Here is a 19,486-nt window from a genome sequence, read left to right as displayed (position 1 = left end):
GCGTCATCTCATTGAAAACTATTTCTGTAAGTTAAAAGAATTTAAACGTATAGCGATGCGTAGTTGTAAAACAGATAGGAGTTTTGAAGCCATGATTCAATTGTGCGCGAGTTTAATTAACTCTCGGTAATTCTCAACAAACCCTAGTTTATTTAGCCTCAGTACTTTTAATTTTTAGCCCAGTCATTCTTGGCTTCGACATACATTATTACAGCTAAATTACAACAGCAAGTAGAATTGCTAGACAAGTTGCTTGAGTACGTCAAGGCTAATGAAGCATGGTTAAAGCAACTCCTATACCAGAAGTTAATTGAGCATAAAAGTTCTGAGAAAAAATTTTTACTTTTTAAAATTTTAGATAGCAAATAAAACTTTATAAATATAAAATATTTAGGAATAATATGTCTTCTTAAATTATGAAAAAATTACCTTTAATATTTTTGTATTTATCTTTTAGCTTATCCAATTTTGCACATGCAAATAATGAACAAGTTCGAAAAGTAGATTTAATAAAAAATATTTATAAAATTGAATTGAGTTCACTAAGCCGAACCGATACGTTAAAAGCTAATGCAACCCCCGAGTTTCGAAAAATACTTAATACAAGAGATTCGATTCATTCTAAATTTGGTGGAGAGTATTGTGACTGGGTACGTTATGTTTATATCCCAGGTAATGATAGTGATACAAAATATAGTGGGATGAAATTTACAGTTCTTAGTAATGGTCTTGTAAGAGCACAAGGTAAAAATTTTGGTGAAAAATTTCATCGTGATTTTAAAGTAAAGTGTGATGTTAAATCATGTAAAGTTGATGATGTTTACGACCCAGAGAGTTATAAGATTGAAATGCAACAGCTAGCTAAAAAACCATATTGTTAATTTCATATTTGCATGAAATTTTGACACAAATATTTCATACATGAAAAAGCCCGTATTTCCAAGCTTTCCAAATGGCACTGTTGCAAATAACCACTAATGGTAAGCTGAATGCTCTTTTAGCTAAAGGTGCAGCATATGAATCTCTTCCATGATTGGCATTTTCAGGGTGAGATCATCCTTTGGGTTGTGCGTTGGTATTGTAAATATGGCAGAAGAAGTGGCAAATTCCAAAAGTGATCAATACGGATAAAGCACCCACATATGGACGTGCTTTATCACCGTTAAAATGGGAAGAAAAATGTCCATCAGACCTTGAGCACAGGCAGATTAAGTACAAAAATAACGTGATTGAATGTGATCATGGCAAGCTAAAGCGGATCATCAGGGTTACCTTAGGATTCAAATCTATGAAGACGGCTTATGCCACAATTAAAAGGTATTGAAGTCATGCGTGCACTACGTAAAGGACAAGCTTCGTCATTTTATTACGGTCAGCCTCAGGGTGAAGTGTATCTAGTGGATAGGTTTTTCGGTCTCTAAGCACTTTTTAAAGGGAACACCATCGACTCAAGTTTCTATTTGCAACAGTGCCTTAAAAGGAAATATTCACACGTATTTCAATATATTGTGAAGCAAAAATAAATTTATTTTGAACGTGAATTTTAAATAGTTTTCAAATATATTATGTATCATAAGTTGTTATTTTTAATTAAAAAGTAATTTGAGTTTAACGAGGGAATATGAAGTTTATCATTCAAATCGGGCTAGCGCTGACTTTTTTATTTGGCTCCATGCAGATCAATGCAGAAGTTTCAATCAATAAATTTATGAACGCCTCTCAGGCTTCGGCATCATTCAATTGTGCTTATAAAGGCAAAGCTGCCAGTAAAAAGTGTGTAGTCACACGTTCAATGGTGAAAGCATCAATTGATTCAGTAACAAAGCAAATTTACGGGGCGAATGAATCCTTACCATTATTGACTATTAGATGGCCAGATGGGGATGTGAGTCGTTATCTAGGTATGGATAGTTGGGAGCTTAAAAACTTGGGTGATCAAAAAACCTATCGGCTAAAAACATTGGACACAGATGAAAGTCAGCTTGATCTTAGAAGAGGGGTGATTATTCAGAGTGATGTATCTACTGAACATGTACGTTTTTGGTAAAAACCAATGGTCGGGAAAAAATGAAAAATTTAATCAGAAGTTTCTTTGCAGTTATCGGTCTTTCGATTGTGACTATATCAGCACATGCACAATCCTGCTCCGCACTGAATTCACAATATAGTCAGCGCTCAGCCATGTATCAGCCTAGACTTTCATTTGAAGTGACAGGTCAAAAGGGTTTTCGGACTTATTTTTATACGGCACCCACTGAACAGTGTAAACAAAAAAGTCTTTTTTTGATTCCTAAAGATTCCATCATTGCTTATGAAGAAATTCGTATCAGTAATCAGACATGGATCAGCGTCATGTATGTTCGCAACGATGGATCTACAGTTGAGGGGTGGATGAAAAAGAAAGACTTTAAACAAACGGGAAAAATAGGTTTCTAAGTAACCTCAACCTTGGCAAGAGTCACCGACATAAAATACACTAAATAACATAATTGGTGCTTTAACAAACTCTATATATAACAGTTATATAGAGTTTTTATTTTGTGTGACGTAATTTAAGGTGGGGTGGGGTACTTTGATTTTTGGTCACTAATTTATTGTGACAATCAACAATAGTAACCAACATGCATATGCTTAATCTAAGGGTATTTTACTGACTGGTATAATTTTATGATGAGAGGGGTGTTGTCTGAGGCTACGGTTTCTGTTTGGCCTTTTGGCGTAAGACGTACAAATATAAGCTTTCGACTTTTTCACATGCCCATGGTGTGGTACGCAAGAATCGTAATGATGATTTAACACTTGGGTCTATGCAAAAACATCTAATTTCAATTTTGCGACTTAAGCCTTCAAAGCCACCGTAGTAATCCAATAATTCATCCAAAATGTCAGCAAGTTTTTTGCCGTGTAAAGGGTCATTGGAGGTGTTCATAATAGATCAATCGTATTTTGGGTGGCTATTATTATAACCTGGGCTAGTTGGAAAAACTCGCTTTGAGTATTTGTGATAATCATAAAGGGAAAGCCTGAGTGATTGGTTGCTTACCCTGCACATTACTTTGAGAGAATTGAAAATTCGTTAGAATATTTCACGAAAAGTCATATTTAATCTTCCATGTTTAATTTTTGTCTGTTTAGGTACGCTATGTTGCCAAAAATGTTGTATTTCACCGTGCATAATTAAAAGGTCACCATGACCTAAATTAATTTCAATTTTATCAGCATAGTCATCATTACGTCTGAGTAAAAAGCGACGAGCTTCTCCGAAGTTTAATGAGGCGATAGTGGGGTTTTTACCTAACTCAGGTTCAGCATCGGTATGCCATGAAATATGATCTTGTCCACTTCGATACCAATTCAGTAAAACACTGTTAAAAGGAGTATCGTTGATTGTAGAAAGTTGCTCTCTCATCCAAAGCAATGCCGCATTCCAAGGATGAGGGTGAAGTAAGATCCCTGAATATTTATAGCTCTTCCCTGTATCACCATACCAAGCTGATACACGTGGTAATTCATGTTTTTTACCGTAGAGTTTTACAGAATCTTGTTGCCAAGCAATATTTGTCCATTTAAGTTCATTAATATTATCAATATCATGCCAATTCGTATTTTCCCAATCGTAATGATCATTTTCAAAGAATACAGCCAAAGTGCGATCAGCTATTTTTTTCTCAATGAATTTGGGTATATAAATTAAGCTACCATAAGGGATTTTAATTTCAAAACCCCTACCACAAGCTGTAGGTTGACTTGCATATTGTTTGGTGCCGAAACAAGTTCTCTCTGATGCGAAAAGATCTTCTATCATGAATAGATTCCTATTTTATAGTTTCGCAGCATAGATACGAACAGGTGCTTTACGCATGCAAGTCTTTTGCGATGTATAGCGATATTCTTCAACTTCAATTGTGCCAGTTGTATTTAAATAAATCGTATTCGGGCGGGTCAATTCATGTAAAGCATCAAAGCCACGGTTGCCTGAAGAAAAATCAGGGCTGACGGCAAATATAAAATTGTCATTGGGCTGCATTTTAATGAGTTGTGTGAGCTTTGATAAGCTAAATAGACGAGTCAAGAAATTGATAGCAGTGCTAGCTATCGGTTTCTGGTGGTGCTATTTAACAGGTGAATGGCAACATGATCGAAAAAAAGCGATAAAAATAAAGAAGCATGGACGACTTTCAGTAAGTTTATTTCGCTACGGTTTGGACTATGTTCAAATGGCTATTCTACGTTTGATTGGTTTTGGAAAAAAAGAAGAATTTAATAAAGTGCTCGCAATTTTAAGAAAGAATAAGCTTGATAGGACAAGGGCCCTATGAAATTTGTCGTGTACAGAGAAAATTTATATAAAAAAGCCAATCATTGAGATTGGCTTTTTTATATCTATGTTGATTTAGGCAGCATGTTTAGATTGAGCATTAAGAAAATGCCCAATTTCTTGGCTGAATTTTCTTGGTTCTGTGATTAGAGGTGTGTGCCCTGAACGCTCAAAGTAAACGGCTGTTGCATTGCTTAATGAGTTCGCAATCAGTGTTTGTCCTGTTTCAGGGTAAAGTGTAGATTCACGACCAATAAAGAAGGTTGTTGGACAATCAACATGACTGATTGCTTCACGATAATCTTCATCGTGATTTAAATAGTTCTCTACATACCAAAGCAAGTAATCTAGGCGTTGAATTGGGAGTAAATACTTTTGTAAGAATGGGCGATGTAATGCGAGTTTGAAAATTTTAGGGCTGTAACTGTTGCTGCTTTGAAACTCAATGAATCCAGACCATAAACTGACTAGCTTAAAACGTATTTCTTTGGGTAAATCTTCCAGTATTACAGCGTCTTTGTATTCCAATAATAAAGTTTGAATATCAAGGAGTAAGTTTTTAAATTGCAAATGTTTCTGACCAAATAACCCATACTGCCAAGTTTCATCGACCGAAATCTTTGGCGTTTGATCGATATGTAAATAGGCTTTGAGTTTTGACCCTAAATCAGCATGTTTCATACCATGCATGGCTGTGGTTGCACCCATGGAATAACCGATCAGGATAAATTGGTCTAATTTTAATTGTTTAATAAGTGCATCTATATCATTCCAATGACTCGAAATGGCATCGGTATTTGGTATAGCACAATCTTTTGAACCACCAAAACCACGCCAATCTGGAATAATAAATTCGTATTTTTTGCGACTTGCAAATAAAAAAGGAAGCCATTGCCAACTTTGCATACCTAGTCCTGAAAGTACGAGTACAGGTTCACCTTCACCCACACGACGTACAAATAATTTTTCTTGGTCAGGCATGATATAAAACGGCATTATTTTTCTCCAATTTCGTTTGTTTGTTCGAACTTTTGAAGCTGAGGAATCATTTGTTCTAACCATCTTATCCATTCGATTTCTTTAATGATACCGAGTTCCAGAATCATTTTATGAATAAATAAGACACGATTAGTGGGTTCATTATTTTTAAAGTCTTTGTCATGGATTGTTTGATAAAGACTAAGTTTTTCTTTATGAAGTTCTAGATGTCGTTCAAGTTCAGGCAAAATATTATTGCCGCCAAGCTGTGCTTCTGCTCTTAATCTAACCATGAGGTCATCACGAAGTTGAGCAGGTTCACTTTGTTGTTCAATCCATGAAGCGAGTTCTATTCTTCCAAGTTGTTCAACTTGATAAGTTTTTTTACGGCTATTGGCAGCTTGTTCTTCTAATGTAGAAATCCATCCTTTTTTCAGCATTCCATTAAGTTCGCGGTAAATTTGCTGATGAGTCGCGTTCCAAAAGAAGCCCATTGAACGGTCAAAACGACGAGCTAAATCAAAACCTGTACTTGGTTTCTCTAATAAGCTCGTCAATAAAACATGGGCAAGTGACATGATGATCCGTAATAAAAAATGACTCATCAGAATTATGCAATATGTTGCATAAAAATCAAATCTTGTTTATAACTTTATGCAACAAGTTGCATTAGCAAGCAGATTGCTAGCCAAAGGAGAAAACATGTCAGCTTATCCACATTTATTACAACCACTTGACTTGGGCTTTACCACATTAAAGAACCGCGTGCTTATGGGCTCTATGCATATTGGTTTAGAGGAAGCGCCTCAAGGCTATGAACGTATGGCTGCATTTTATGCGGAACGTGCCAAAGGTGGTGTAAGTCTGATTGTAACTGGCGGTGTTTCTCCAAATGATGATGGTGTTGTATTTGCGCATGGTACAAAATTAGATACCATCGAAGAAGCAGAAAAACATAAAGTGATTACCCAAGCTGTGCATGAGGCTGGTGGAAAAATCGCAATGCAAATTTTGCATACAGGGCGCTATTCTTATCAAGCAAATAATGTTGCGCCATCAGCGATTCAAGCACCAATCAATCCGATTAAACCAAAAGCATTAAGTTCAGCAGAAGTTCAGCAAACGATTGATGATTTTGCAAACTGTGCCAAGCTTGCACAATATGCAGGTTATGATGGCGTTGAAATCATGGGCTCAGAGGGCTATCTGATCAATGAGTTTATTGCAGCGCGTACCAATCACCGTGATGATGAATGGGGCGGTAGCTACGAAAATCGTATTCGTTTTCCAATTGAGATTGTAAAGCGTACTCGCGCCACCGTTGGCGAGAACTTCATTATCATTTACCGTCTATCCATGCTGGACTTGGTTGAGGGTGGTTCAAGTCTTGAAGAAGTGATTCAGCTTGCCAAAGAAATTGAAAAAGCAGGTGCAACAATTATCAATACAGGAATTGGTTGGCACGAAGCGCGTATTCCAACGATTGCAACGAAAGTACCACGTGCTGCATTTACCTGGGTAACTGAAAAGCTAAAAGGCTCAGTTTCAATTCCGTTAATCACATCGAACCGTATCAACACACCTGAAATGGCGGAACATGTATTGGCTTCAGGTCATGCAGATATGATTTCGATGGCTCGTCCAATGTTGGCTGATCCAGATTTTGTATTGAAAGCGAGTGAAGGTCGTAGTGACGAAATCAATACCTGTATTGGTTGTAACCAAGCATGCTTAGATCATATTTTCTCGATGAAAATTGCTACATGCTTAGTCAATCCACGCGCATGTTATGAAACTGAGCTGATTTTTAAAGAAACAAATGCAATCAAAAATATTGCAGTAATTGGCGCAGGTCCAGCGGGTCTAAGTTTTGCAACGTATGCAGCGAGTCGTGGCCATAAAGTTAAAGTGTTTGATTCAAATAATCAGATTGGTGGTCAGTTTAATATTGCTAAGACTATTCCTGGTAAAGAAGAGTTTTACGAAACTTTACGCTATTTCAAACGTCAGATTGAGTTACAGCCGAATATTGAGCTGGTACTTAATCATACCGTGACTTATGAAGAACTCAGCCAAGCGAATTATGATGAGATTGTTGTTGCAACAGGGGTAACACCGCGTCAATTACAATTTGAAGGTATTGATCATCCAAAAGTATTGAGCTACATCCAAGTATTAAAAGAGCGTGTTCCAGTCGGTAAGCGTGTTGCGATTATTGGTGCTGGTGGTATTGGTTTTGATACAGCGGAATATTTAACCCATGAAGGTGATAGCGGTAGTTTGAACCCTGAAAAATTCTATGCGGAGTGGGGTATTGATACGAGCTATGCCCATGTAGGTGGTTTAAAGCAACCTGAGCTAGAGAAATCTGAACGTGAGATTTACCTATTACAACGTAAAACAGCAGCTGTTGGTGCTGGATTAGGTAAAACGACTGGTTGGATTCATCGTACAGGCTTAAAACATCGCGATGTGAAAATGATTGCTGGTGCGAGTTATGACAAGGTGGATGATCAAGGTTTACATATTACTGTAGATGGTCAGACCACAGTTTTAGACGTTGATAATGTTGTGATTTGTGCTGGTCAAGAATCATATACAGCAATGTTCGATCAACTTAAAGCAGATGGTAAGAATGTTCACTTGATTGGTGGTGCGAAGGAAGCGGGTGAATTAGATGCTAAACGTGCGATTCGTCAAGGTGCTGAGTTAGCAGCAGTTCTATAAATAAAAGATGAGACATTCTCTATGTTAGGAGAATGTCTCAAACTTCATTAGCTTAGAATATAAGGAAATTACAATGACAATCGAAACAACTAAGCAAGCGTTAGAAAAATGGCATCAGATGATCAAAACAGGTGACCTTTCAAATTTAAATGAGTTATTAGCTGACGATGTGGTATTTCGTTCACCTGTTGCTTTTAAGCCTTATGAGGGAAAACATGTAGTTTTCTTCATTTTAACGAATGTGATTCAGGTGTTTGAAAACTTTACTTATCACCGTGAGTTCTACACTGAAGATGGCGAAAATGTCGTGTTGGAGTTCAGTGCTAATGTAAGTGGAAAATCGCTTAAAGGTATTGATATGGTTCGTTTTAATGCACAGGGAAAAATCATTGATTTTGAAGTCATGATTCGCCCGATGAGTGGTTTGGCCGCATTGGCAGAAAAAATGGGTGCACGCTTCGCACAATATCAGCCAAACGCATCTCAGTAAAATAGCCTAAGCAATATTGAGATTATTAATATGTGGTTAAAACTTTCAACTTTTGCATTATTACCTGTAGTTGTAATACAAGGTGTGAAGGTTCGTAAAAACACACCACGACTTTTAGAAGCGAGTGGTGACCGTGATGGTCTTATTGGACAAGGACAGCCACTTTCTTTACTTATTTTAGGTGATTCGGCAGCAGCTGGGGTTGGTGTTGAGACCCAGCAAGATGCTTTATCTGGTGCGATTATTTCAGAATTAAAAAGAGAATATTTGTTGGACTGGAAATTGCATGCAAAAACTGGTGATACAACAAAACAAGTTTATCAAGCGATCCAACAATTAGAACCCAAAAAATATGATGTAGTCGTCACTTCAGTTGGTGTCAATGATGTGACTAAATTAATTTCTGCTAAAACTTGGATAAAACAACAAAAACAATTATTTACTCAAATACAAAATCATTTTCAGCCAACATTGATTATTGTGTCTGGAGTAGCGCCAATGCAGCATTTTCCTGCATTACCCAATCCATTAGCATGGTTATTTGGACAATATGCAGAACAAATGAATCAAACATTAAAACAGTGGCTAGCCCCACAGTCAGAATTTAGATTTATTGAATACGATATTAAAAATTTTCAGGCGATGAATTTATCTATGGCAAGTGATGGCTTTCATCCAAGTAAAGAAATCTATGCTATTTGGGGGCAACAGGTCGCGACATTGGTGCGACAAACATTTACTCTTGGTTAGATAGAGGTTTTTATTGAATATGGGTATATCTGCTTTAGATAAAATTAAAGTGTTAGGCTCTGAGCTGCTTGATTCTGTACTTGGTGCTGAGCAACCCAAAATGTACTATGACCCGAAAGGGAAAATTAAAGATGTTTTGGAAAAACTCCCCCAGTTGAAACAAAAATATCGCCCAACACCGTGGTTGAGTAATACCCATGTCCATCTTCTATATTTCGATGTGATTAAAAAGAAAACGATCAAGCTTGAATATGATCGTATTGATCAGCTTACGATGAAAGATGGTGGAGTAACAGCGATTGCATGGTATGGCTATGATCTTCCGCCAGAAACGCCAACCGTTGTGATCATGCATACCATTACAGGAACACCTGAGAGTATGCGTGAGTTGGTCAAAGACTTGCATACATATACAGGTTGGCGGATTGCGCTTTGTTTACGCCGTGGACATGCGGGTTTACCTATGCCAGTACCTCGCATTTCTCTTTTTGGCTTGACTGACGATTTACGAGAGCAACTGAGCCATATTCAAACTTTTTTTCCAGAATCCGATTTATACGCAGTAGGTTCGTCAGCAGGAACAGGACTTTTAGTGCGTTATCTTGGCGAGCAAGGTCTCGACACACCATTTAAAGCAGCTTTTGCAATGTGTCCTGGCTATAACACTGAAATTAGCTTTAAAAATGTACATCCTTTTTATAGCAAAATGATGACCAAAAAATTATTTAAGTATTTTATTTATCCTTATCAAAATACATGGAGCAATGTTTCTTCTCTTAAAAAAGTGCTCACCACGACCAGTTTGGAAGAATTTGAAAAAGAATATTTTGAAATGGCAGGCTTTCAGGATTATCAAAGTTATTGCCAAGCCATTAACCCGATTTATGTGTTTGATAATGTCAAGATTCCACTGATGATTTTAAATGCAGAAGATGATCCTGTTTGTTCAATTAAAAACTTAGAACCTTATAAAGAAGTTATTCAGCAAATGGAAAATATTGCTGTAGTTACAACAAAAAAAGGAAGTCACTGTGGTTTTTACGAAAGTTTAGAAGTGAAATCGTGGGCATCACGACTGATGGCAGACTTTTTTAAACACTACTCCTAATTTCTAGACGATAAAAAAAGCCACGATTCGCTTTACAACGACTCATGGCTTTTTTGAGAGGTTAAATAAATTAATTATTTAATGCAGGCGTTGCTGCCGCAATCGCTGCAGCAACCGCATCGTCTTCAGTTTGTGCTGGAGCGGGTTTGACGGCTTTAGGTTGTTCAACTTTTGCTGGTTTCTGCTCAGTTTGCGCAGGTTTTGGTTGTTCAGCTTGTGCCGTTGTTGTCTCTTCTGCTGTTTGAGTTGGGCGAGTTTCACGACGAATTTCTGTAGTTGTATTTGGCGTTTCTTCTCGACTCATCTCAATCACTGGAGCTGGCGTTGCTGGTTTATCTACGCTTTCCAAAGGCTGAAATTCTTGGTTTTGTTGTGGTTGAGATGCTGCTTGAGTCGTTTGTGTTTCAGAAGTTTGTTCTGATGGTTCTTCATTTTTTGGCTCTTCTTTTTTGACACAAGCAGTAAGTAATAGACCAGTTGCAAGTGCAGCACAAATTAAAAGTTTTTTATTCGCCATTGTTAAAGCTACATATTGAATGAAAGATGCCAGTGATTATAGCAGTAAAATTAAATGAAAAAATCCCTAGGATTTATTGAGCTTGTTGATATTTTATAAATGCTTGCATCAGCGTATCTGTTGAAATTGCAATATGGTCAAAATCTTCGAGTGAATTTATTTCACATCCAAAGTTGTTTTTATACATTAAACGTAATTTATGGATGAAATATCCACAAATCCCATAAATTTTTATAGAAAATGCTGATAGAATAGTCAGTTGTTTATAGTTCTTTGAATTGATGCGGTTTGACTTTGCTTTATAGGGGCAGAGTACAGTAAAATTGCCCAACATTGTAGGCCGATTTCGGCTCGATTGTACGAGAAACTCAATGACCCATTTTATTTTTGTCACTGGTGGTGTGGTTTCATCACTAGGTAAAGGTATTTCTGCTGCTTCTGTTGCTGCACTTTTGGAAGCTCGTGGCTTGAAAGTCACTATGGTAAAAATGGATCCATACATTAATGTCGATCCTGGTACCATGAGCCCATTTCAGCACGGTGAAGTTTTCGTCACAGAGGATGGTGCTGAAACTGACTTAGATTTGGGCTATTACGAACGTTTCCTGCGTCGTGCGAAAATGACCAAACTGAATAACTTTACCAGTGGTCGTGTCTATCAGGACGTTTTGAATAAAGAACGTCGTGGTGATTACTTAGGTGGTACGGTTCAAGTTATTCCACATATTACAGATAATATTAAAGAACGTGTACTTCGCGCAGGTGAAGGCTACGACGTTGCAATCGTTGAGATTGGTGGTACTGTTGGTGATATCGAATCACTTCCTTTTATGGAATCAGTACGTCAGTTGATGGTAGAGCTTGGTCATAAACGTACAATGTTGATGCACTTGACATTATTACCATATATCAAATCTGCTGCTGAACTTAAAACTAAGCCAACTCAACATTCAGTTAAAGAACTTCTTTCGATCGGTATTCAGCCAGATATCTTAATCTGCCGTACTGAATATGATGTTGATGTTGATACTAAACGTAAAATTGCATTGTTCACTAATGTTGAAGCGCGTGCCGTTGTCGTCTGTAAAGATGCAAAAACAATTTATCAAATTCCACGTACATTCTACGAACAAAATGTTGACGATTTAATTTGTGAACGTTTTGGTTACAACGACCTTCCAGAAGCAAATCTTGAAGATTGGGATAATGTTGTAGAAGCATTATTGAACCCTGAATACACGGTTCGTGTTGCGATGGTCGGTAAATATGTTGAATTACCAGATGCTTATAAATCTGTAAATGAAGCACTTTTACATGCAGGTATTCAAAATCGCGTTAAAGTTCAGATTGACTATGTCAATGCTGAAGACCTTGAACAGCAAGATATGAGTATTTTGAGCACTGCTGATGCGATTTTAGTACCAGGTGGTTTCGGTGAGCGTGGTACTGAAGGCAAGATGAAAGCTATTCAATATGCACGTGAAAACAAGATTCCATTCCTAGGTATTTGTTTAGGTATGCAGTTGGCTGTGATTGAGTATGCACGCAATGTTGCAGGTATGCCTGAAGCGAGTTCAACTGAATTCAATCGCTCAACTAAGTATCCACTTATTGGTTTAATTACTGAATGGTTAGATGAACGTGGTGAATTACAACAACGCAGTCTTGAGTCGGATCTTGGCGGTACGATGCGTTTGGGTGCACAAAAGTCTGAACTAGTTGAAGGCACAAAAACACGTGCAGTCTATGGTACAGCTGAAATTACAGAGCGTCACCGTCATCGCTATGAAATGAATGATCGTTTTATTCCAGCGCTTGAAGAAGCAGGAATGAAAATTTCAGGTTATTCATCAGTACAACATTTGGTTGAAACTGTAGAAATTCCTGAACATCCTTGGTTTATTGCTGTACAATTCCACCCAGAATTTACAAGCTCGCCACGTGATGGTCATCCATTATTTGCTAGCTTTATTGAAGCTGCAAAAAAACAGCATCAAAAGTAAGTACTAAGTTTTAAATAAACTGGGAAAGTTTGAATGTCACAATTAAAACCACAAGAAGTTGTACGTTTAGGCGATATACAAATGGCAAATCGTTTGCCATTTGTATTATTTGGCGGAATGAACGTACTAGAGTCAAAAGATTTAGCATTTGAAATTGCTGAAACTTATGTCGATATTTGCAAACGCTTAGATATTCCTTATGTATTTAAGGCAAGCTTTGATAAAGCAAACCGTTCAAGCCTAAATTCTTATCGTGGACCGGGTTTGGAAAAAGGGGTTGAATGGCTTGCGGACATTAAAAAACATTTTAATGTGCCAATTATTACGGACGTTCACGAACCTTACCAAGCAGCGCCTGTTGCTGAAGTTGCGGACATTATCCAACTCCCAGCTTTCTTAAGTCGCCAGACTGATCTTGTTGAAGCAATGGCAAAAACTCAAGCCATTATCAATATCAAAAAAGCACAATTCTTAGCACCACACGAAATGCGCCATATTTTGCATAAGTGTTTGGAAGCAGGCAATGACAAACTCATTCTTTGTGAACGTGGTTCAGCATTTGGTTATAACAACTTGGTTGTAGATATGCTTGGCTTTGACATCATGAAAGAAATGAATGTACCTGTATTTTTTGATGTCACCCACGCATTGCAAACGCCTGGTGGTCGTGCTGATTCTGCGGGTGGTCGCCGTGCTCAAATCACGACTTTAGCGCGTGCAGGTATGGCAACAGGTTTAGCGGGTCTGTTCTTGGAAGCACATCCAGAACCTGAAATCGCAAAATGTGATGGACCGTGTGCTTTGCGTTTATCTCAGCTTGAGCCATTCTTGGCGCAATTAAAAGAATTGGATACTTTAGTTAAAGGATTCAAAAAGTTAGATACCCATTGATGTAATTGTTTACATCTTATTTTCATTCAACAGAGGAATTGTTCATGAGCCAAATCGTTGACATCCGCGCACGTGAAATTTTGGACTCTCGTGGTAACCCAACCATCGAAGCAGACGTTATTTTAGAATCTGGGGTTGTGGGTCGTGCATGTGCACCATCTGGTGCTTCGACTGGTTCTCGTGAAGCTTTAGAACTTCGTGATGGCGACAAAGCACGCTATTTAGGTAAAGGTGTTAAAAATGCGGTTAATAACGTAAACACTTTAATCCGTGATGCTTTAGTGGGTAAATCAGTATTTGAACAAAAAGACATCGATAACACGATGATCGAGCTTGATGGTACTGAAAACAAAGAAAAACTAGGTGCTAACGCAACTCTAGCTGTTTCTTTGGCTGCTGCTCGTGCTGCTGCTACTGAAAAGAAAATTCCTCTTTTCCAATACATCGCAGACTTGCGTGGTCAAACAACTTTGAGCATGCCTGTGCCAATGATGAACATCATTAATGGTGGTTCACATGCCGACAATAACGTTGATATTCAAGAGTTCATGATTGAGCCAGTTGGTTTCACTTCATTCTCTGAAGCATTACGTGCAGGTGCTGAAATCTTCCATTCTCTAAAATCAGTTTTAAACAAAAAAGGTTTAAACACTGCTGTAGGTGATGAAGGTGGTTTTGCTCCGAACTTGCGTTCAAATGAAGAAGCAATCACTGTTATTCTTGAAGCGATTGGTCAAACGGGTTACAAAGCGGGTTCTGACATTATGTTGGCACTTGACTGTGCATCTTCAGAATTTTACAAAAATGGTCAATATATTCTTGCAGGTGAAGGCAATAAAGCATTCACAAGCAACCAATTCTCTGATTATTTAGCTGGTCTTGTAAATCAATACCCAATCATCTCGATTGAAGATGGTCTTGATGAGTCTGATTGGGAAGGTTGGAGCTACTTAACATCAATCCTTGGTGACAAAATCCAATTGGTTGGCGACGATTTATTCGTAACTAATCCTAAGATTTTACAACGCGGCATTAATGAGAAAGTCGGTAACTCTATTCTGATCAAATATAACCAGATCGGTACGTTGACTGAAACTCTAGATGCAATCTACCTTGCAAAAGCAAATGGTTATAGCACTGTAATTTCACACCGTTCAGGTGAAACTGAAGATTCAACGATTGCTGACTTGGCAGTAGGTACAGCAGCGGGTCAAATCAAGACGGGTTCACTATGCCGTTCTGACCGCGTAGCGAAATATAACCAATTGCTTCGTATCGAAGAATTAACGAATGCAGCTTACCGCGGTAAAGCTGAATTCAAAGGTCTAAACTAAGGTCAATTTATCTATGTTGAATACTTCTGATCATCTTTCTTTACAAAAGACAGAAACTCTGCAAATTCATAATCATATAGAATTTGCAGGTGATCTTCCTTGTAATAAGGATGTAGGGAATTTTTCATGATAGAGATGTTTCGATCGACTTCGAGTAAATTGATTCTGTTACTTGTCATCTTTTTGGTGGCAAGTTTACAGTATCAATTTTGGCTAGGTGAGGGAGGGTATTTTTCTCATCAAGCCTTGACTCAACAGATTAAGCAACAAGCAGAAGTAAATACAGAGCTTAAAGAGCGCAATCGTATTTTAGCAGCCGAAGTTTTCGACTTAAAAAATGGAACGGAAGCGATTGAAGAACATGCACGCTTAGATTTAGGTTTAATCAAGCCAAATGAAACTTTTGTGCAAATGAGTACCATCAGTACCCATTACAAACCAATTTATATCGATCCAAATGCAAAAATAGATACAGCAACCAATGAAAACCCAGACTAGACTATGGGCGGTTGTGCCAGCAGCAGGTTCGGGCAGTCGTTTTTCAAAAACTGAATTAAAACAATATCAATATATTCAAAATCGTACTGTGCTTGAGCATACAGTTAATCGATTAAATACACTGGATTTAGCGGGTTGTGTACTTGCAATTGGTGAGAATGATAATTTTGCTAGAACACTTTCTTTTGATCATAAAGAGAAATTACATTTTTGCTTAGGTGGTGCAGAGCGGGTTCATTCTGTATTAAACGCACTGATTTATTTATCTGATATCGCGGATGAAAATGATTGGGTATTGGTGCATGATGCAGCCCGACCTTGTGTTACGCGTGATAGTTTAGAGCAATTGGTTAATTCTGCGATACAAAATAATCAAAGTGTAATTTTGGCTATTCCAGTACGTGATACTTTAAAACAGGTACACACTGGAAATCAGATTGAGAAAACAGTCAGCCGTGAACTTTTATGGCAGGCACAAACACCACAGATCGCAAAATTAAAAATATTAAAAAATGCGCTTGAAACAGCATTGATAGATCACTTGACGATTACTGATGAAGCAAGTGCATTAGAATACGCTGATTTTCCTGTACAAGTAGTACAAGGTCGTTCAGATAATATTAAAATTACTTATCCTGATGATTTAGAACTTGCACAGTTAATTCTTCAATCACAAATTCGGCTTTAATTTTTACATTCAAATAGCCTAAGTAAATTTTATTTTATACTTTTACATCATTCTGAATGACAATAAAATGATGATTTGTTAGATTTAAAAAACATAATTTATAATGGGTTAACAAATGAAAAAATTATTAATCTTAAGTCTTTTTACTTTTTCTTTAGTAGGATGTGCATCTACACCATCAGAAACTTCCAACACTGTACAGGAAACGATACATTATTCATCAAGTCCTTGTTTTGGTGCTTGTCCAATTTATTCGGTAGAAATCTCACCTTCTGGAACAGTGAATTTCAATGGTAAGCAATATACTAAAGTGACGGGTACTCAGACGTTAACAATAGATCCTTCGGTATATAAAAAATTACAACAGGAGTTGAAAACTTATCGTCCAGAAACAGGTTCAAACGTTAAAACAACTGGCTGTCAGCAAACGGCAACTGATCAACCGAGTGCATATTTTGTTTGGATTAGACCAGATGGAACAACAACGAAATTAAGTCACTATACTGGTTGTATTTCACCAGCAAATATAGAATTAAATAAACTGATTGATAAGCTTCCTAAATTGATTGGTATCGAAGATTTAGTACGCTAATGTCCATGAGAGTCTAAAATAGATAAATTTTTTATTTATCTTAGCTCAAGTATAAGAATGAACCATGCGGAGGAGTCTTAAATGACAGCTTTTATAATCATGAAAATGAGTATGTAAGAAGAAGATTATTCTCCTAATCTTGCTGTAGAAGCATGCCGCAATGTGTTCAAGCAAGCCAGTCTTCGACTGTGATATTGTGAAAAATCATTTTTTATTTGAACCCTCGCTGATGGGTGAAATTGGTATCATTAAAAAATATATCAATATGTCCTAAAACCCAAGAAAAACAGGCTATTGTATATTTTAATGCGGCAAATTAGCTCTAGAATTCGAATGGTCTGGGAAAAGCAAAATTAAAGATGATTTGTTACTCTGGCATATCGAGGCATATTTTAATGCAGATTTCAGATCTAAATCTTCAAATGGTGAAAAAGCAGAATTACGCAAGTTAAATTATCTTGTAAATGATTTTCCTATTTGATTTGTTGGGAGGGTATTGGCTGAATTTGAATAGAAATTCTGTAACAATAAAGAGCTTTAATTATTATACTTAATAATATAATATAAAAATATATAATGTTTTTGCGGATCAATTATGTCTAGCATTATTTCTGCTTTAATCGGTGGTGGAATTTTAGGGCTTGCAGTCGTTGGCTATTTATATGTCAATGGTCGCATTACGGGTATCAGTGGGTTACTGTCTCAATTATTACAACCCAAGCTATTGGTTCGAAGCTCAGCTATGTGGTTCTTATTGGGGCTACTGATCACACCATTTATTTATCAGATATTTATAACACCTGAGATTGTTATTAAATCATCTCCAATTGGATTGATTATTGCTGGTTTATTGGTTGGTTTTGGTACTCGTTTGGGTTCAGGTTGTACAAGTGGGCATGGGATCTGCGGGATCAGTCGCCTATCTATACGCTCCATGATTGCTACAGTTACATTCATGTTAGCTGGAATAATAACTGTATATGTTATTCGTCATATCTTTGGAGTTGCGCTATGAAGAATGCACTTGCTTTTGTATTTGGTAGCTTGTTTGCGCTAGGCTTGCTGGTTTCAGGAATGTCTAATCCTGAAAAAGTTTTAGGTTTTCTTGATATTTTTGGAAAATGGGATATCAGTTTGATGTTCGTGATGATAGGTGCAATCATTGTGGCGATTCTTCCATTTCAAAAAGCGATTCGAAATCCGAAAACGATTTTTGGTGAAGAAATATCATTACCAATCAGTACCCAAATTGATAAAAAATTAATAGTTGGGTCGAGTCTTTTTGGAGTTGGTTGGGGCATTGCCGGAATCTGTCCCGCACCTGCAATTACATTGATTGGACTAGGTTATTCACAAGCCTGGTATTTTATTATCGCGATGTTGTTCGGTATGTTTGTACATCGTTTATGGTCCGAACGATAGGAGACAAACTTATGCAACCTCAAGTCAAGGCATTCTTTGATCAGGATACCAATACATTTAGCTATGTGGTTACTGACCCAGGTACAAAGGTTTGTGCAATCATTGACAGTGTATTGAATTATGATGCGGCATCGGCTTCAACATCAACTCAGGGTGCAGATGAAATTATTCAATACATTGAAGAAAACCAGCTCAAGGTGGAGTGGATTTTAGAAACTCATGTCCATGCAGATCATCTAACTGCCTCACAATATTTAAAAAGCAGGGTAGGTGGCAAAATTGCCATGAGTGAAAAGATCGAAATTGTGCAGGAAATTTTTAGTGCAATCTATCATATTGATCTTAAATATTTTAATACCCATCAAACCTTTGATTACCTATTTAAGGATCATGAACATTTTAAGATTGGTGAGATGGATGCCTACAATATTCCAACTCCAGGCCATACGCCAGCTTGTCTGAGTTATGTGATTGGTGATGCTGTTTTTGTCGGTGATACATTATTTATGCCTGATTATGGGACAGCGCGTTGTGACTTTCCAAAGGGTAGTGCGGAAATTTTATATGACTCTGTGCAGCAGCTTTATAAGTTACCTGAACAGACTCGCGTTTTTCTTTGCCATGACTATAAGCCTGATGGAAGAACTGAGTTTGTGTATGAAACCAGTATTCAAGCACAAAAGCAGGGCAATATTCATTTAAATGCCACAACCACCAAGCAAGATTTTGTGCGGATGCGTCAGGTGCGTGATGCAAAATTAACAATGCCAAAACTAATTCTACCGTCTATTCAAATCAATATGGATGCAGGACGTTTTCCTGAACCAGAATCGAATGGAATACGTTATCTTAAATTACCGCTAAATTATTTCAAATCTTAGACTTATCTTAGGAAATCTTGTTTTTGGTAATAAGGATTCTTTTCGCTTAACTATATAAATAGCCTAAGTGAATTTTAAAAATTTAGAGAATAAAACCATCTCATAAATTTAAATTAATTATTAGACATCAATATATTATTTATTAGGGTCTGTTGAGAATTACCGAGAGTTAATTAAACTCGCGCACAATTGAATCATGGCTTCAAAACTCGTATCTGTTTTACAACTACGCATCGCTATACGTTTAAATTCTTTTAACTTACAGAAATAGTTTTCAATGAGATGACGC

Annotated in this window: 22 protein-coding genes and 3 pseudogenes; 18 read left to right on the top strand and 7 right to left on the bottom strand. The window is 37.2% G+C overall.

All coding sequences use genetic code 11. The features are described 5' to 3' along the window. Nucleotides 1-416: 416 nt before the first annotated feature. The 4 genes and pseudogenes from CDG59_RS15565 (at nt 417) to CDG59_RS14320 (ending at nt 2,436) form a co-directional block, all read left to right on the top strand. Entirely contained in the window at nt 417-881 is a 465-nt protein-coding gene (locus CDG59_RS15565) for a hypothetical protein (RefSeq protein WP_227519133.1), read from the top strand. A 212-nt stretch (nt 882-1,093) separates the two neighbouring features. Next, nucleotides 1,094-1,421 (top strand): annotated as a pseudogene (locus CDG59_RS14330) (DDE-type integrase/transposase/recombinase); the annotation flags it as partial. Nucleotides 1,422-1,621: 200 nt separating this feature from the next. Beyond that, nucleotides 1,622-2,047, top strand: a complete 426-nt coding sequence (locus CDG59_RS14325) for a hypothetical protein (protein WP_087545958.1) — start codon at nt 1,622-1,624, stop codon at nt 2,045-2,047. A gap of 20 nt (nt 2,048-2,067) precedes the next feature. Further along, nucleotides 2,068-2,436: a hypothetical protein gene (locus CDG59_RS14320; RefSeq protein ID WP_087545956.1), complete on the top strand. Its 369-nt coding sequence runs from the start codon at nt 2,068-2,070 to the stop codon at nt 2,434-2,436. A 256-nt stretch (nt 2,437-2,692) separates the two neighbouring features. Here the strand turns inward: CDG59_RS14320 and CDG59_RS14315 are convergent, their stop codons facing one another. The 3 genes from CDG59_RS14315 to CDG59_RS14305 form a co-directional block, all read right to left on the bottom strand. Next, nucleotides 2,693-2,929, bottom strand: a complete 237-nt coding sequence (locus CDG59_RS14315) for a VF530 family DNA-binding protein (protein WP_087545954.1) — start codon at nt 2,927-2,929, stop codon at nt 2,693-2,695. A gap of 147 nt (nt 2,930-3,076) precedes the next feature. After that, nucleotides 3,077-3,805 carry an alpha-ketoglutarate-dependent dioxygenase AlkB family protein gene (locus tag CDG59_RS14310; RefSeq protein WP_087545952.1) on the bottom strand — a complete coding sequence of 243 codons (729 nt, stop codon included), beginning with the start codon at nt 3,803-3,805 and terminating at the stop codon, nt 3,077-3,079. A 15-nt stretch (nt 3,806-3,820) separates the two neighbouring features. Next, nucleotides 3,821-4,027 carry a hypothetical protein gene (locus CDG59_RS14305; RefSeq protein WP_087545951.1) on the bottom strand — a complete coding sequence of 69 codons (207 nt, stop codon included), beginning with the start codon at nt 4,025-4,027 and terminating at the stop codon, nt 3,821-3,823. Between the two features lie 34 nt (nt 4,028-4,061). Here CDG59_RS14305 and CDG59_RS14300 point away from each other — a divergent pair. Next, nucleotides 4,062-4,319: pseudogene (locus tag CDG59_RS14300) on the top strand (IS4 family transposase); the annotation flags it as partial. Between the two features lie 74 nt (nt 4,320-4,393). On the opposite strand, the gene CDG59_RS14295 reads toward CDG59_RS14300, so the two are convergent. Both CDG59_RS14295 and CDG59_RS14290 read right to left on the bottom strand, forming a co-directional pair. After that, on the bottom strand, nt 4,394-5,314 hold the full coding sequence (locus CDG59_RS14295) for an alpha/beta fold hydrolase (protein ID WP_087545949.1): 921 nt from the start codon (nt 5,312-5,314) through the stop codon (nt 4,394-4,396). Continuing rightward, on the bottom strand, nt 5,314-5,874 hold the full coding sequence (locus tag CDG59_RS14290) for a PadR family transcriptional regulator (RefSeq protein WP_005160070.1): 561 nt from the start codon (nt 5,872-5,874) through the stop codon (nt 5,314-5,316). Before CDG59_RS14290 ends, CDG59_RS14295 begins: the two co-directional genes overlap by 1 nt. 124 nt (nt 5,875-5,998) lie before the next feature. Between CDG59_RS14290 and CDG59_RS14285 the strand changes: the two genes are divergently transcribed. The 4 genes from CDG59_RS14285 to CDG59_RS14270 all read left to right on the top strand — a co-directional run bounded on the left by CDG59_RS14285 (nt 5,999) and on the right by CDG59_RS14270 (nt 10,371). Beyond that, nucleotides 5,999-8,023 carry an NADPH-dependent 2,4-dienoyl-CoA reductase gene (locus tag CDG59_RS14285; RefSeq protein ID WP_205666460.1) on the top strand — a complete coding sequence of 675 codons (2,025 nt, stop codon included), beginning with the start codon at nt 5,999-6,001 and terminating at the stop codon, nt 8,021-8,023. Between the two features lie 73 nt (nt 8,024-8,096). Then, nucleotides 8,097-8,513, top strand: coding sequence for a nuclear transport factor 2 family protein (locus tag CDG59_RS14280; RefSeq protein ID WP_087545945.1), 417 nt, complete (start codon nt 8,097-8,099; stop codon nt 8,511-8,513). 30 nt (nt 8,514-8,543) lie between these two features. Next, complete coding sequence (locus tag CDG59_RS14275) at nt 8,544-9,263, top strand: SGNH/GDSL hydrolase family protein (protein ID WP_087545944.1); 720 nt, start codon at nt 8,544-8,546, stop codon at nt 9,261-9,263. A gap of 19 nt (nt 9,264-9,282) precedes the next feature. After that, nucleotides 9,283-10,371 carry a YheT family hydrolase gene (locus CDG59_RS14270; RefSeq protein ID WP_087545942.1) on the top strand — a complete coding sequence of 363 codons (1,089 nt, stop codon included), beginning with the start codon at nt 9,283-9,285 and terminating at the stop codon, nt 10,369-10,371. Between the two features lie 70 nt (nt 10,372-10,441). Here the strand turns inward: CDG59_RS14270 and CDG59_RS14265 are convergent, their stop codons facing one another. Then, nucleotides 10,442-10,888, bottom strand: a complete 447-nt coding sequence (locus CDG59_RS14265; RefSeq protein ID WP_087545941.1) for an internalin — start codon at nt 10,886-10,888, stop codon at nt 10,442-10,444. Nucleotides 10,889-11,259: 371 nt separating this feature from the next. Between CDG59_RS14265 and CDG59_RS14255 the strand changes: the two genes are divergently transcribed. The 9 genes from CDG59_RS14255 (at nt 11,260) to CDG59_RS14215 (ending at nt 19,197) form a co-directional block, all read left to right on the top strand. After that, complete coding sequence (locus tag CDG59_RS14255) at nt 11,260-12,891, top strand: CTP synthase (RefSeq protein WP_087545938.1); 1,632 nt, start codon at nt 11,260-11,262, stop codon at nt 12,889-12,891. 33 nt (nt 12,892-12,924) lie between these two features. Beyond that, nucleotides 12,925-13,782, top strand: a complete 858-nt coding sequence (kdsA, locus tag CDG59_RS14250; protein ID WP_087545936.1) for a 3-deoxy-8-phosphooctulonate synthase — start codon at nt 12,925-12,927, stop codon at nt 13,780-13,782. Nucleotides 13,783-13,826: 44 nt separating this feature from the next. After that, the gene (eno, locus tag CDG59_RS14245) at nt 13,827-15,116 is read left to right on the top strand and encodes a phosphopyruvate hydratase (RefSeq protein ID WP_005160092.1); all 1,290 of its coding nucleotides are present in this window, start codon (nt 13,827-13,829) and stop codon (nt 15,114-15,116) included. Nucleotides 15,117-15,242: 126 nt separating this feature from the next. Further along, nucleotides 15,243-15,614 (top strand): cell division protein FtsB, encoded by a 372-nt coding sequence (ftsB, locus tag CDG59_RS14240; RefSeq protein ID WP_087545935.1) that lies wholly within the window; start codon nt 15,243-15,245, stop codon nt 15,612-15,614. Next, nucleotides 15,598-16,302 (top strand): 2-C-methyl-D-erythritol 4-phosphate cytidylyltransferase, encoded by a 705-nt coding sequence (gene ispD / locus CDG59_RS14235; RefSeq protein ID WP_087545933.1) that lies wholly within the window; start codon nt 15,598-15,600, stop codon nt 16,300-16,302. Before ftsB ends, ispD begins: the two co-directional genes overlap by 17 nt. Nucleotides 16,303-16,417: 115 nt before the next feature. Further along, nucleotides 16,418-16,894 carry a DUF6438 domain-containing protein gene (locus CDG59_RS14230; protein ID WP_087545932.1) on the top strand — a complete coding sequence of 159 codons (477 nt, stop codon included), beginning with the start codon at nt 16,418-16,420 and terminating at the stop codon, nt 16,892-16,894. 595 nt (nt 16,895-17,489) lie between these two features. Beyond that, entirely contained in the window at nt 17,490-17,909 is a 420-nt protein-coding gene (locus CDG59_RS14225; RefSeq protein ID WP_005160124.1) for a YeeE/YedE family protein, read from the top strand. Continuing rightward, entirely contained in the window at nt 17,906-18,316 is a 411-nt protein-coding gene (locus CDG59_RS14220) for a DUF6691 family protein (RefSeq protein ID WP_087545930.1), read from the top strand. Before CDG59_RS14225 ends, CDG59_RS14220 begins: the two co-directional genes overlap by 4 nt. Before the next feature lie 11 nt (nt 18,317-18,327). Beyond that, nucleotides 18,328-19,197, top strand: coding sequence for an MBL fold metallo-hydrolase (locus CDG59_RS14215; protein ID WP_227519132.1), 870 nt, complete (start codon nt 18,328-18,330; stop codon nt 19,195-19,197). A 159-nt stretch (nt 19,198-19,356) separates the two neighbouring features. On the opposite strand, the pseudogene CDG59_RS15560 reads toward CDG59_RS14215, so the two are convergent. After that, nucleotides 19,357-19,486, bottom strand: a pseudogene (locus CDG59_RS15560) (IS5 family transposase); the annotation flags it as partial.

It is taken from the genome of Acinetobacter sp. WCHA29 (genome assembly GCF_002165335.1).
In the GTDB taxonomy this organism is placed as follows: Bacteria; Pseudomonadota; Gammaproteobacteria; order Pseudomonadales; family Moraxellaceae; genus Acinetobacter.
Note: the sequence above shows the minus strand (reverse complement) of the source record. Positions and strands in the feature narration are given on the sequence as shown.

What these genes read in the sequence shown, in the direction of transcription:
- CDG59_RS15565 (WP_227519133.1), top strand. Translation starts at nt 417, where the DNA reads ATGAAAAAATTACCTTTAATATTTTTGTATTTATCTTTTAGCTTATCC.
- CDG59_RS14325 (WP_087545958.1), top strand. Translation starts at nt 1,622, where the DNA reads ATGAAGTTTATCATTCAAATCGGGCTAGCGCTGACTTTTTTATTTGGC.
- CDG59_RS14320 (WP_087545956.1), top strand. Translation starts at nt 2,068, where the DNA reads ATGAAAAATTTAATCAGAAGTTTCTTTGCAGTTATCGGTCTTTCGATT.
- CDG59_RS14315 (WP_087545954.1), bottom strand. Translation starts at nt 2,929, where the DNA reads ATGAACACCTCCAATGACCCTTTACACGGCAAAAAACTTGCTGACATT.
- CDG59_RS14310 (WP_087545952.1), bottom strand. Translation starts at nt 3,805, where the DNA reads ATGATAGAAGATCTTTTCGCATCAGAGAGAACTTGTTTCGGCACCAAA.
- CDG59_RS14305 (WP_087545951.1), bottom strand. Translation starts at nt 4,027, where the DNA reads ATGCAGCCCAATGACAATTTTATATTTGCCGTCAGCCCTGATTTTTCT.
- CDG59_RS14295 (WP_087545949.1), bottom strand. Translation starts at nt 5,314, where the DNA reads ATGCCGTTTTATATCATGCCTGACCAAGAAAAATTATTTGTACGTCGT.
- CDG59_RS14290 (WP_005160070.1), bottom strand. Translation starts at nt 5,874, where the DNA reads ATGTCACTTGCCCATGTTTTATTGACGAGCTTATTAGAGAAACCAAGT.
- CDG59_RS14285 (WP_205666460.1), top strand. Translation starts at nt 5,999, where the DNA reads ATGTCAGCTTATCCACATTTATTACAACCACTTGACTTGGGCTTTACC.
- CDG59_RS14280 (WP_087545945.1), top strand. Translation starts at nt 8,097, where the DNA reads ATGACAATCGAAACAACTAAGCAAGCGTTAGAAAAATGGCATCAGATG.
- CDG59_RS14275 (WP_087545944.1), top strand. Translation starts at nt 8,544, where the DNA reads ATGTGGTTAAAACTTTCAACTTTTGCATTATTACCTGTAGTTGTAATA.
- CDG59_RS14270 (WP_087545942.1), top strand. Translation starts at nt 9,283, where the DNA reads ATGGGTATATCTGCTTTAGATAAAATTAAAGTGTTAGGCTCTGAGCTG.
- CDG59_RS14265 (WP_087545941.1), bottom strand. Translation starts at nt 10,888, where the DNA reads ATGGCGAATAAAAAACTTTTAATTTGTGCTGCACTTGCAACTGGTCTA.
- CDG59_RS14255 (WP_087545938.1), top strand. Translation starts at nt 11,260, where the DNA reads ATGACCCATTTTATTTTTGTCACTGGTGGTGTGGTTTCATCACTAGGT.
- kdsA (WP_087545936.1), top strand. Translation starts at nt 12,925, where the DNA reads ATGTCACAATTAAAACCACAAGAAGTTGTACGTTTAGGCGATATACAA.
- eno (WP_005160092.1), top strand. Translation starts at nt 13,827, where the DNA reads ATGAGCCAAATCGTTGACATCCGCGCACGTGAAATTTTGGACTCTCGT.
- ftsB (WP_087545935.1), top strand. Translation starts at nt 15,243, where the DNA reads ATGATAGAGATGTTTCGATCGACTTCGAGTAAATTGATTCTGTTACTT.
- ispD (WP_087545933.1), top strand. Translation starts at nt 15,598, where the DNA reads ATGAAAACCCAGACTAGACTATGGGCGGTTGTGCCAGCAGCAGGTTCG.
- CDG59_RS14230 (WP_087545932.1), top strand. Translation starts at nt 16,418, where the DNA reads ATGAAAAAATTATTAATCTTAAGTCTTTTTACTTTTTCTTTAGTAGGA.
- CDG59_RS14225 (WP_005160124.1), top strand. Translation starts at nt 17,490, where the DNA reads ATGTCTAGCATTATTTCTGCTTTAATCGGTGGTGGAATTTTAGGGCTT.
- CDG59_RS14220 (WP_087545930.1), top strand. Translation starts at nt 17,906, where the DNA reads ATGAAGAATGCACTTGCTTTTGTATTTGGTAGCTTGTTTGCGCTAGGC.
- CDG59_RS14215 (WP_227519132.1), top strand. Translation starts at nt 18,328, where the DNA reads ATGCAACCTCAAGTCAAGGCATTCTTTGATCAGGATACCAATACATTT.